The organism is Kitasatospora sp. NPDC029312, from assembly GCF_055569215.1.
Genome location: NZ_JBVHXY010000006.1, coordinates 1 through 12,696 on the forward strand (window position 1 = coordinate 1; position 12,696 = coordinate 12,696).

The window sequence follows — 12,696 nt, forward strand, 5'->3', positions numbered from 1 at the left end:
CAGGCGCACGACCGTCCAACGGCACATACACCCCACCAGCCTTCAACACCGCCAGCGTGGCCACCACCACATCCACCGACCGACCCATCAACAACGCCACCCGCGACTCCGCACCAACCCCCGAAGCCACCAAACGCCGCGCCAACCGATTCGCCCGCGCATCCAACTCCGCGTACGAAACCCCAACACCCCCACACACCAACGCCACCGCACCAGGAGCAGCAGCCACCCGCGCCTCGAACACCCCCTGCACCGAACCCACCAGCCGGGAATCCACCACCCCGGCACCCGACCACTCCCCCAACAACCGCCCACGCTCCGACGGCAACACCACACCAACCCGCCCCACCAAAACCCCAGGCCCCTCCACCAAAACCTCGAGGACGGCCCGCAGGCGTTCGGCCATCAGTTCGGCGGCCGGCCTGGCCAGGACGTCGGCGCGGAAGTCGAGGTACAGCTTCAGCCGGGCACCGGGGAGCACGATCAGCGATGCCGTGTAGTGCGTGCCGTCCACCACCGCGACGTCGGTGACCCGAAGGTCCGTCCCGGGCAGCTGGAGGACGTCGGGGTCGAGCGGGTAGTTCTCGAAGACCAGGAGGGTGTCGAACAGCTCGCCCTGTCCGGCCGCCCGCTGGATGTCGGTCAGGCCGAGGTGCTGGTGGTCCATCACCAGTAGCCGGTGGTTCTGCAGCTCGGCCATGACGGCGGACAGCGGCTTCTCCGGGCTCAGGTTGACCCGGACCGGGACGGTGTTGATGAAGAGCCCGATCATCTCCTCGACGCCGGGGATCTCCGGCGGACGGCCCGAGACCGTCGTGCCGAACACCACGTCGTCCCGCCCGGTCAGCCCGCCGAGCAGGATGCCCCAGGCGGTCTGGAGCACGGTGTTCAGGGTCAGCCCGCGCTCACGGGCGGTTCGGGTCAGCCGGTCCGTGAGGTCCTCCGGCAGCTCCACGACGATCCGGTCGGGGCTGACCGCCCGCCGGTCGGCGCCACCGGGTGCCAGCAGGGTCGGCTCCTCCAGCCCGGCCAGCGCCTCGCGCCAGGCGGTCTCGGAGGCGGCCCGGTCCTGACGGCCGAGCCAGGCCAGGTAGTCCTTGTAATCGGCGGCGGGGGCGAGGGTGCCGTCAGCGACTCCCGCGCCGTCAGCGCCCAGCGCGGCGTACAGCGCGAAGAGTTCGCGCACCACGAGGGGCATCGACCAGCCGTCCAGCAGGATGTGATGGTTCGTCAGCAGAAATCGGTACCGGTCGGCGGCGAGCTTCACCAGGGTGAAGCGGAGCAGGAGCGGGACGGAGACGTCGAAGCGCCGCGCCCGTGCTCCAGCTGTGATGCGGGCCAGTTCGGCGTCCCGGGCCGCCGGGTCGAGCCCGGAGAGGTCGAATTCCTCCCACTCCGGTTCCGATGTCACAGGGATCACCTGGACCGGGTGTTCCAGGCCCTCGTGCCGGAAGGCCGCCCGGAGGTTGGGCCGGCGCGCCAGCAGCGTCCCCGCCGCCTTCCTGAGCCCGGCCGACGAGACCCGCCCGGCGAGGTCGAGCCGCAGTTGCACGTTGTAGACGTCGTCGCCCTCGTCGTCGTAGAGGGCGTGGAAGAGCAGCCCCTCCTGCAGTGGGGCCAACGGCAGCACGTCGGCGAGGTCCGGCAGGTCGGCCCGCAGCCGGTCGATCTCGGCCTGGCCGAGCGAGACCAGTGGCAGGGTGGCCGGGGTCAGCGCGGCCGCGTCCACACCGGCCGCGAAGGCGACCAGCGCCCGCAGCGCGGAGAACCAGCCCTCGGCGAGCTCGCGGACGTCCGCCTCGGCGAACAGCGCGTCAGGCCAGGTCCAGGTCGCGGTGAGCCGCGATCCCTCGGCGCCGTCCTGGGCGAGCGCGGTGATCTCCAACGCGTGGGCGAACGGCATCGCCGGGTCACCGCTGCCGCCGAGCGCGCCGTCCTGCGCGTCGGCCGCCCAGCCCGTGGTGCCGAAGGTCTCGTTCGCGGAGAAGCGGCCCAGATAGTTGAAGCCGATCTGGGGCTTGCCGAGACCGGCGAGCACGGGCGCGGTCTGCGGGTTCAGGTGGCGGAGCAGCCCGTAGCCGAGGCCGTTCTGCGGAACCGCGCGCAGTTGGTCCCGCGCCTGTGCGACCGCCCGGCCGAGCGCCGCACCGCCACTCAGCAGCGCGGTCCCGTCAACCGTCCCCGGGTCCAGCCGGACCGGGAACTGGCTGGTGAACCAGCCCACCGTGCGCGACAGGTCGGCGCCCGCGACGGCCTCTTCCTCACGGCCGTGGCCTTCCAGGTCCACCAGCACGCCGTTGTCCTCGCCCAGACCGCGACGGCGGCGCCAGGCGCCCACCGCGATCGCCAGGCCGGTCAGCAGGACGTCGTTGATCCGGCCGTGGTACGCCGCCGGCACCTTGGTCAGCAGGGCCGCCGTCTCGTCGGCGTCCAGGCTCAGACGCAGGGTACGGGCGGTCGCGGCCGTGTCGCGGGCCGGCTGGAGCGGCCGGTCGGCGAGCGGCGCGTCCGCGCCGCCGAGCATCCCGGTCCAGACCGGAATCTCCTCGTAGCGCCCCGGTTCCTGGGCCAGCCGGACCAGCTCCCCCGACCACGTGCGGAACGACGTGCCGACGGGGGCGAGTTCGGGCGTGCGTGACTGGGCGACGCAGTGCCAGGCTTCGGCGAGGTCGGGCAGCAGGATCCGCCAGGACACCCCGTCGACCACCAGGTGGTGCAGCACGAGCAGCAGCCGGCCGGGCTCGTCCCCGGCGTCGAACCAGACGGCCTGGACGGTGGTCCCGGCCTCGGGCGACAACCGGCCGCGGGCCGCCTCGGTGTGCTCCGCGACCGTGCGGCGCAGCGCCTCCTCCGCGAGCCCGGCCACGTCGACCCGCTGGATCAGGTCATCGGCCCGCAGTGTGCCCCGGGGGGTCACTTCGAGACCCCACACGAAGCCCCCCACCCGGGACAGCCGCATGCGCAGTGCGTCGTGGTGGTCCAGGACGGCCTGCAGGGCGGTTGCCAGCCGCTCGGCGCCGAGCCGGGCCGGCACGACCAGCAGCGCGGACTGGCTGTACCCGTCGATCGGGGCGCCCTGGTCGCGCAGCGCGTGCACCACCGGAGGCAGCGGAACGGTGCCGGTCCCGTCGTCGGCCACGCCGTTGTCCTGCGAGTCCCGCACGTCGTCCCCCATCGCCGCCAGCGCCTCCACTGTCTTGTGTTCGAATACGTCGCGCGGTGTGAGTGCCAGGCCCGCCCTGCGGGCCCGGGAGACCACCTGGATCGAGACGATGCTGTCGCCGCCCAGAGCGAAGAAGTCGTCGTCGAGGCCCACCTGAGGCACACCGAGCACCTCGGCGAAGATCTCGGCGAGGAGCTTCTCGCGCGGCGTCCGCGCCTCACGCCCGGCCCGTGCGGCCGGCAGCGCGACGGGGGCCGGCAGGGCACGCCGGTCCAGCTTGCCGTTCCCGGTCAGCGGAAGGGCGTCCAGCAGGACCACGGCCGACGGCACCATGTACTCGGGGGTCGTCCGGGCGACGTGTTCCCGCAGTTCCGTCGGGTCGGGCAGCCGGGAGCCGGCCGGCACTACGTAGCCGACCAGTCGCTTCCCGCCGGGCCCGTCCTCCCGGTCGATCACCGCGACGTGGGCCACGTCCGGGTGGGCGGCCAGCACGGCCTCGATCTCGCCCAGCTCGATGCGGTAGCCCCGCACCTTGACCTGCTCGTCGACCCGGCCCAGGTACTCGAGCCGGCCGTCGCCGTTCCAACGGGCCACGTCGCCGGTGCGGTACATCCGCGTGCCCGGGTCGCCGAACGGGTCGGCGACGAATCGCTGCGCCGACAGGTCCGGCCGGTTGAGGTAGCCGCGGGCCAACTGTGCCCCGGCGATGTAGAGCTCACCGGGGACGCCGGCCGGTACCGGGTGCAGGCCCCGGTCGAGGACGTAGATCCGGGTGTTCCAGACCGGTCGGCCGATCGGCACCGGTCCGGCCGGGATGTCGTCGGTCGGACCGACGACGTGGACGACGCAGCCGACCGCGGCCTCGGTCGGGCCGTACTCGTTGATGACGCTGGCCCCCGGGCGGCCGTCCCGCCACTCGGCCAGCACCTCTCCGCGCAGCTGCTCGCCGCCGACGACCAGCTCCCCGGTGGGCGAGAACCGCTCCGGCAGCGTGCTCAGCAGGGCGAGGTGGCTCGGCGTCACCTTGAGGAAGCCGGTGCGCGGCCCGCCGGCCGTCGGCCCGGTCGCTCGGCCGTCCTCCTCCAGCGAGGCGATCTCGACGCAGCCGCCGAGCGTCAGCGGCCCGTGCAGTGCGGTCACCGTGAGGTCGAAGGACACCGGCGAGTGCAGCAGGGACCGGTCGGCCAGGCTCGGGTACGCCTGCCTGGCCCACTGCACGTACGCGCTCATGGCCCGGTGGTGGACCACGACGCCCTTGGGGCGGCCGGTCGAACCCGAGGTGTAGATCACGTACGCGGGGTGGAGCGTGGAGAACGGGTGCGCTCGCTCGTCGTCCTCCAGACCGTGTTCCACGGCGGCGGCCAGGGCGGCCTGGACACCGGGCTGGTCGAGCAGCAGCCGAGGGGTGGCGTCGTCCGCCGGGAGCCCGGCGGCGGACGCCGTGTCGCTGATCACGAGCACCGGGCGCGCGTCGGCGAGCAGGTAGGAGATCCGGTCGGCGGGGTGGCTCAGCTCGATCGGCACGTAGGCCGCACCGGACTTGAGGACGGCCAGCGCCGCGACCACCAGGTCCGCGCTGCGCGGCAGCGCCAGGGCGATGAACCGCTCGGCGCCGGCGCCCCGGTCGACCAGTGCGCGGGCGAGCCGGTTGGCCCGCCCGTCCAGCTCGGCGTAGGTGAGCTCGGTCACCCCGTCCTTGACCGCGACGGCGTCCGGGGTGCGGGCCGCCTGCGCCTCGACGAGGTGGAACACCGCGACGTCGGGCACCTCGTGCCCGGTGTCGTTCCACTCGGTCAGCAGCCGACGGCGTTCCTCCGGCACCAGTACGTCCAGGTCCGCGACCCGCCGGTCCGGGTCGGCCACCACGGCCTCGACGAGTCGGCGTAGGCGCGCGGCCAGCCGCTCGGTCTCCCCGTGGGTCAGCAGCTCGGGACGGTAGCCGAACCGCAGCCGGAGCCTGCTGCCGGGGATGACCGTCAGGGTGAGCGGGTAGTGCGTGGCGTCGCGCCCGTCCACGGCGGTGACGCGGATCCGGCCGGAGGGCGAGCGCAGCGCGTCGTAACCCTCGGGGTAGTTCTCGAAGATCGCGAGGGTGTCGAAGAGGTCCCCGGCGCCCACCGCCTTGACGATGTCGGCGAGCCCGAGGTGGTGGTGGTCCATCAGCTCCGCCTGCTCGTCCTGCACGCGGGTGAGCAGCTCGACGACGCTCTCGTGCTCCACCAGACGCACCCGCACCGGGACGGTGTTGATGAACAGCCCGGGGGTCGACCAGATGCCGGGGAGCTGCGCCGGGCGGCCGGATACGGTCGCACCGAAGACCACGTCGTCGCGGCCGGTGAGCCGGCCGAGCATGACGGCCCAGAGGCCCTGGATGACGGTGTTGAGGGTGAGTCCGGTCCGCCGGGCCGTCGCGGTCAGCTCCGCGCTCAGCCGCTCCGGGAGCTCGACCGTGAGGTGCTCGGGATCGACCGGGTCACCGACCGCCTCCGCGGTGACCAGCAGTGTGGGCTCCTCGACGCCCGCCAGGCTCTCCCGCCACGCCTTCTCGGCGGCCGTGCGGTCCTGCTCGCCGAGCCACGCCAGGTAGTCCCGGTACGGGGCGACGCCGCGCAGACCGGTGGGGTCGCCGTTCCGGTCGTAGAGGGCCAGCAGGTCCTGCACGAGGGCGGGCATGGACCAGCCGTCCAGGATCAGGTGGTGGTTGGTCAGCACCAGCAGGTGCCGGTCCGCGGCGAGACGGACGACAGTGGCGCGCAGGAGCGGTGCCTGCGCCGGATCGAAGCGCCGCGAGCGGTCCGCGGCCACGATCCGGTCGACCTCGGCCTCCGCATCGGTCGGGGCGAGGCCGCTGAGGTCGATCTCCTCCCACGGGAGCTCGACGTCGCCGTGGACGACCTGCACGGGCCGGTCCAGGCCGAGGTGCCGGAAGGAGGCCCGCAGATTGGGGTGGCGCCGCAGCAGGGCCTGGGCCGCGTTCCTCAGCGCCGCACGGTCCAGGTCCCCGGACAGCTCGAAGAAGAACTGGACCAGGTAGACGTCCGGGCCCTCCTCGTCGAACAGCGTGTGGAACAGCAGTCCGTCCTGGAGCGGGGAGAGCGGCAGGACGTCCACCAGGTCGGGGCAGTCGGCCTCCAGGAGCTCGACCTCGGCCTGGGTCAGCGGCACCAGCGGCAGGTCGGACGGGGTTCGGCCGCCGGTGCCGGGCTCGTCGGCGTGCGCGACCAGGGCGTTCAGGACGGAGAACCAGGCGTCGGCCAGCGACCGGACGTCGGCTTCGGGCAGCAGGTCGGCGGGCCAGGACCAGTGGGCCACCAGGTGTGGACCGTCCGGGCGGTCCTCGGTCAGGGCGTTGAGTTCGAGCGCGTGCGCGCTGGTGAGACCGGCGTCGCCGCCGGCGCCGAGCGCGGCGCTCCCGGCCGCCACGCCCCAGTCCGCCGCCTCGGCGCCGCCCGGGGCGGCGAACCGCCCGAGGTAGTTGAATCCGAGCTGCGGCCGGGCGGCGCCGGCCAGTTCGGCGCGGGCCTGCGGGTCGAGGTGGCGGAGCAGGCCGTAACCGAGTCCACCGTCCGGCACTGCCCGCAGTTGCTCCTTGATGCGCTTGAGGGCGGCACCGAGGCCGTTCTCCTCGACCGGGCCCGGGTCGAGCCGAACGGGGTACATCGACGTGAACCAGCCGACCGTGCGTGAGAGGTCCATGCCGTCGACGGTCCGGTCGCGCCCGTGGCTTTCGAGGTCGAGCAGCACCGGCGAGTCGTCGCCCAGCCCGCGCTCGCCGCGCCAACGGCTGACGGCGACCGCGAAGGCGGTCAGCAGCACATCGTTGACCTGGGCGTGGAACGCCGCCGGGACTCGTGTCAGCAGGGCCTCGGTCGGCCCGGCCGGCAGTGTCAGGCTGAGTGACACGGCGGTGTCGGCGGTGTCCCGTCGCCCGTCGAGCGGGCGCGCGGTCAGGAGCGGGTCGGGGCCGGCGAGCGTTTCGCGCCAATGGCCGAGTTGGCCGGTCTTCAACTCCGGGTCGGCGACGAGCGCGTGGAGGTGCCGGGCCCAGCTGCGCATCGAGGTCACCACCGGCGGAAGTTCCGGAGTGAGCCCGGCGTTGACGGCCGTCCACGCGGCCTTCAGGTCCGGCAGGATGATCCGCCACGAGACGCCGTCGACCACCAGGTGGTGCAGGACGAGCAGCAGCCGACCGGCGCGGGCGGTGCCGGCGTCGAACCAGACGGCGCGCACCATGGCGCCCCGGTCGGGGGCGAGGGCCGCCTGGGCGTGCCGGGTCTGCTCGGCGATGGCGTCCGCCAGGGCCGAACCGTCGAGTGCGGTGGCGTCGACGCGCCGCAGGGCGTCCTCCGCGCGCACGGTGCCGCGCGGTGCGACGGTCTGGGCCCACTCCCCGCCGTCCGTGCGGACCAACCGTGAGCGGAGCGCGTCGTGGTGGTCGAGCACGGCCTGCAGCGCGCCCAGCGCATCCGTCTCCCGCAGCCCGGCCGGGACCTGCAGCAGCACGGACTGGTGGAAAGCGTCGATCGGCCCGCCACGCTCCAGGAGCCAGTGGGTGATCGGAAGCAGCGGAACCGCGCCGATACCGGCCTCGGCGTCCTCCGCCTCGTGGGTCTCCACGGCGACCGCGGCCTCGGCCAGCGCTTCGACCGTCTTGCAGCGAAAGACGTCCCGGGGCGTGATCAGCAGACCTGCCGAACGGGCCTGGCCGACCAGTTGGATCGAGACGATGCTGTCGCCGCCGAGGTCGAAGAAGCTCTGGTCGGCGGCGACCGTCTCCAGGCCCAGGACGGCGGCGAAGAGGCCGCACAGCAGGTGCTCGCGCTCGGTCCGGGGCGCCCGTCCTGAGCTGGCGGCCGCGAACGCGGGCTCGGGCAGGGCCTTGCGGTCGAGCTTGCCGTTGGCGGTCAGCGGTATGGCGGAGAGCACCACGACGGTGCTGGGCACCATGTAGTCGGGCAGCGAGTCCGCGAGCGTGTTCCGGACCACCACGGAGTCGAGCACCGTGTCCGAGGCCGGCGCGACGTAGCCGACGAGCCGCTTCTCGCCCCGATGGTCCTCGCGCACCACGACGGCGGCCTGGCCCACGTCCGGCACGGCGGCGAGGGCCGCCTCGATCTCTCCGAGCTCGATGCGGAAGCCGCGGATCTTGACCTGGTCGTCCGCGCGGCCGAGGTACTCCAGGTGGCCGTCGTCGTCCCGCCGGGCGAGGTCGCCGGTGCGGTACATGCGCTCGCCGGGCGTCCCGTAAGGGTCCGCGACGAAGCGGGTCGAGGTCAGGTCGGGGCGGCCAAGGTATCCGTGGGCGAGCCCCGCGCCCGAGACGTACATCTCGCCCGGGACGCCGGGCGGCACCGGGCGCAGCGCGTCGTCCAGCACGTGGACGCGCAGGTCGGGGATGGCGACGCCGATGTGGCTGCCGGCTGCGGCAGCCGCGCTCCGGCGGTCCAGTGCGAGGTGGCTGACGTGCACGGTGGTCTCGGTGATGCCGTACATGTTCACCAGCACCGGCGCGTCGTCCGGGTGGCGCTCGTACCAGCCTTCGAGGCGCCCGAGGTCGAGCGCCTCACCGCCGAACACCACGGCGCGTAGGGCGAGTTCGCGCCCGACTCCGGGGTTGTCGCGGTCGGCTTGGATCAGTTGGTAGAACGCGGAGGGCGTCTGGTTGAGGACGGTGACGCGCTCCGAGCGGAGCAGTTCGAGGAAGTCCTGCGGGGACCGGCTGACGGAGTGCGGGACCACGACGAGGCGGCCGCCGTGGAGCAGCGGGCCCCAGATCTCCCAGACGGAGAAGTCGAAGGCGTAGGAGTGGAACATCGTCCAGACGTCGTCCGGCCCGAACTCGAACCAGTCACGGGTCGACTCGAACAGGCGCACGACGTTGCCGTGCGGAACGAGAACGCCCTTCGGGGTCCCCGTGGAACCCGAGGTGTAGATCACGTAGGCGGGGCCGTCGGCCCGCAGGGCGGTCGCGGCCCGGGCGCCGGCCAGTTCGCGGCCGTCCAGTCGCTCGAGCGCATCGCCGGTCGCCGGGTCGTCGAGCTTCAGCCAGTGGACGTCGTCCTCGTTCGCGAAGGGCAGGCGCTCCGCGATCTCGGAGCGGGTGACCACGACCACCGGGCGGGCGTCGGAGACCATGAAGGCGAGCCGGTCGGCCGGGTAGTCCGGGTCGAGCGGGAGGTAGGCCGCGCCGGTCTTCAGGACGGCCAGGATCGCGACGATCATTTCCGCGGACCGGGGCAGCGCGAGGGCGACCAGGCTACCGGGCTGCACGCCCCGGTCGAGCAGGTGGAGGGCGAGCCGGTTCGCCCGCTCATCGAGTTCGGCGTAGCTGAGACGGGCGTCCTCGGCGACGACCGCGACGGCCTGCGGCGTCCTGGCGGCCTGCGACTCGACCAGTTCGGCGATCGTGCGGTGCTCGCGGACCGCCGGGGCCGCGGTCCGGTGTTCGGGCGCCGCGGCATGCTCGCGCTCGGTGAGCACCGGGATCCGGCCGAGCGGCTGGTCGCCGCCGCCGTCGGCGAGGGCGGTCAGGAAGGCGAGGAACCGCTCCTGGTGGAGTTCCAGTTCCTCCGCGGTGTACACGTCCGGGTTGGCGTCGAAGTCGATCTGCAGGCCCGCACCGTCGACGCGGTCGTACACGACCACGGACAGGTCCTCGGTCGGTCCGATCGAGAGGTTGTGCACGACCGCCGAGTGGCCGCCGAAATCAAGGTCGTAGTCGAACATCATGACGTTGACCTGGGGGCCGACCAAGCGCTCGTCGGCTTCCTGCAGTTTGAGATCGCGCCGCATGTCCTCATAGCGGTAACGCTGGTGGCGCAGGACCGAGCGCAATTCCGCGGCGACCGATTCGAGGAGACCGGAAACCGTCATCTGCGGGCGGACGGAAATGCGGAGCGGGAGGACGTTGGAAACCATTCCGGGGACGGCGAGACGGGTCCGGCCGAGGCGGGTGGTGACGGGAAGCCCGAGAACCACCTCCGGTACCCCGGTGAGCCGCTGGAGATAGGCGGCCGTCGCCGCGATCGGGACGACCGGCCAGGCGACGCCGGCCTCCCGGGCGAGGTCTCGCAGCCCGGCCGTCCCGCCCTGAGGCAGCACGGAGGTACGCCGGGTCAGGCCGCGGGAGGGCCGGGGGGGCCGCTGGGAGAGGGCGACCGGTTCCGGGCGGTCCGCCAGCCGCTGCATCCAGAAGTCGGCGTCCCGGGTGTACCGCTCGGAGGCCTGGTAGTCCGTCTCGTCACCGACCAGCTCCGACAGGCGGCCGAACGGGCTGTCGCCGGGTTCGGCCCCGGCCGCCAGCGCGGTGTACACCTCGGCGACGCGACGGGCGATGCTCGCCACCGTGTATCCGTCGACCACGACGTGGTGGTAGCGGTGGAACCAGAAGTAGCGCTCGTCGCCGACGCGGAACAACGCGAAGCGGAAGAGCGGTCCCCGCATCGGGTCGACCGGCTCGGCGAGGTCCGCACGCATCCAGTCCTCGGCGGCACGGCCCGGGTCCGGCTCGGCCCGCAGGTCCGCGGTGTGCACCGACCACGCCGGGGCGGAGTCGACGATCTGCCAGAGGCGGCCGTCCTCCTCGACGAGGCTGACCCGCAGTGCGTCCACCTCCGCGACCGTCCGGCGCAGCGCCGCCTCGAACAGGGCGGTGTCGACGGCACCACGGATCTCCAGATATTCACCGGCGCTGTACACAGGGTTGTCCGGCATCAGATTCTGGGCGAACCAGATACCGGACTGGGCGGTGGTCAGGGGAAGACGAACAGGCCTGTGGTCATGCACGGTTGTTAACCCTCTGTCGAATGGAGGTCGGCACTCATCCAGAACGGCAACCGGAATCCTCGGCGATTACGGCAGCCACCGGCGCGCGGAGTCCTGGAAACCTTCGGCCACCCTTCCACCGGGGTCCGTGCGAGCCAAGTACGGCTGCATGAAACTGCCACCCGCCGAGACCGTCGGTCGGCGCGGGCAGCACGAACGGCACGACCGGGGTCGAGGCGACATTCCCGGCCGTGCTGTCGGAGGAAGCGTTCTGGTCGTCGTCCCTGCCGACGACCTCAGCCGCGGCGCCTGCGGTAGTAGTCGACGGTGACGACGGCGAGCAGCGGGCCCCACAGCAACAGCGGGGCGTAGCAGACGTCCATGACGACGAGCGGGAGGCCGGTCGGGGCACCCACCGCGCCGCCGAAACCGCCCGCTCGCGGAATCGTCAGCACCATGAGGATCACGGCACCGAGCCCCGCGGGGACGACGGCCGCGAGCGGCGCGACGTGCCTGCCGCCGATCAGCGGGATCCAGGCCGGCACCACCTCGCCCCAGGGCTGGACCAGTCCCAGGGTGAGCAGCGCGAGCGCCTCCGTTGCGAGGCTCATGGCGATGCACACGACGGTGAACCAGCCGGGCACGTCCAGGCCCGAGGTGTCGAACCCCACCGGGATGCCGAGGCCCATGGCCGCTCGCCAGACGCCCGACGGCAGGGCGGTGAACGCCGCGGCCTTGGCCGCCAGCACCACCCATCGGGCCGGCCTGGGCACTTCGGGAACGGAGGCGGAGGGGGAAACGTGATGCGCAACCATGGTCCCATAGTGGGCGGTTGGCCACGGCGCGGGCATCGTTCACAGGTTTCACTGTCCATCCCCCGCCAGGGGGATACGGCGGGGACCGGGCCCGCTGGCAGGTTGATGCCGCCGGATTGCCGGGCCCGCGCGAGCCCGCGTTCAATCGGGACTGCCGGCTCCGGCCAGTGAACCTCCTTCTCCTGCCGAACCAGCAAGGGAGCATCCCCGATGAGCACGAACGCAGCGGCCCTGCGCTATCTCCTGGTCGAGAGCCGAACCGCCTCGCACGCAGCCGTCCTGGCATTCCTGCGGGACGCCGCCGTGCAGTCCGGCGAGGGGCACGACGTCACGCTCTTCCTGGTCCAGGACGCCGTCTCCCTCGCGGTGGGCGAGACCCCCGAGATCGACGGGTTCCTCGCCGCCGGCGGCCGGCTCACCGTCGACCGCTTCTCCCTCGACCAACGCGGCATCCACCCCGGCGCCGTCCTCGCTGCCGCCGTTCACGTGGACATGGCGGAGGTGGCCGAGCTGGTGCTCGACCGCGACGTTCGCGTGGTGTGGCACTGATGGCACGTCACATCCCGTCCACGGACGTCTTGATCACCTTCATGGGCACACCGCACCAGTCGGACCTCGCCACCACCGTACTGCGCCTGGTCCAGGCGCTGCTGGAGCGCGGTGGGCGGGTCCAGGTCTGGGCCTGCGGTTACGCGACGATGCTGACCCAGGAGTCACTAGGCGAGTACAAGCCCCGCGACCTGTCCGACTGGTCGACGCGGCACCCGACGACCGCCACGCTGGTCCGGGAGATGCTCGACGCGTTCCCCGATCAGCTCTTCTGGTACGGCTGCCGGTTCTGCAGTGACGACCGCGGTGCGATCCACGTACCGGAGGTCGTCATGCGCGCTCCGCACGCGTTCGCGGCGAACCTCGCGGCGACCGGCAAGACCGTCATGATCGGAGTGATCTGAG

General features: G+C 72.6%; 4 protein-coding genes. 2 read left to right on the forward strand and 2 right to left on the reverse strand.

Features of this window, described 5'->3' with window-relative positions; genetic code table 11:
* Both ACZ4WV_RS07260 and ACZ4WV_RS07265 read right to left on the reverse strand, forming a co-directional pair.
* Positions 1–10,876, reverse strand: a 10,876-nt coding sequence (locus tag ACZ4WV_RS07260; RefSeq protein WP_465743710.1) for an amino acid adenylation domain-containing protein, incomplete at its 3' end; no start/stop codon positions are given.
* 347 nt (positions 10,877–11,223) lie between these two features.
* Positions 11,224–11,700 (reverse strand): hypothetical protein, encoded by a 477-nt coding sequence (locus ACZ4WV_RS07265; protein ID WP_465743712.1) that lies wholly within the window; start codon positions 11,698–11,700, stop codon positions 11,224–11,226.
* A gap of 252 nt (positions 11,701–11,952) precedes the next feature.
* On the opposite strand from ACZ4WV_RS07265, the gene ACZ4WV_RS07270 reads away from it, so the two are divergent.
* Together ACZ4WV_RS07270 and ACZ4WV_RS07275 are read left to right on the forward strand one after the other, a co-directional pair.
* Positions 11,953–12,291, forward strand: coding sequence for a hypothetical protein (locus ACZ4WV_RS07270; RefSeq protein WP_465743714.1), 339 nt, complete (start codon positions 11,953–11,955; stop codon positions 12,289–12,291).
* Positions 12,291–12,695, forward strand: a complete 405-nt coding sequence (locus tag ACZ4WV_RS07275) for a hypothetical protein (protein WP_465743716.1) — start codon at positions 12,291–12,293, stop codon at positions 12,693–12,695. Before ACZ4WV_RS07270 ends, ACZ4WV_RS07275 begins: the two co-directional genes overlap by 1 nt.
* Position 12,696 lies beyond the last annotated feature (1 nt).

Excerpts from the sequence above, each read along its gene's own strand:
- ACZ4WV_RS07270 (WP_465743714.1), top strand. The coding sequence starts at position 11,953 with ATGAGCACGAACGCAGCGGCCCTGCGCTATCTCCTGGTCGAGAGCCGA.
- ACZ4WV_RS07275 (WP_465743716.1), top strand. The coding sequence starts at position 12,291 with ATGGCACGTCACATCCCGTCCACGGACGTCTTGATCACCTTCATGGGC.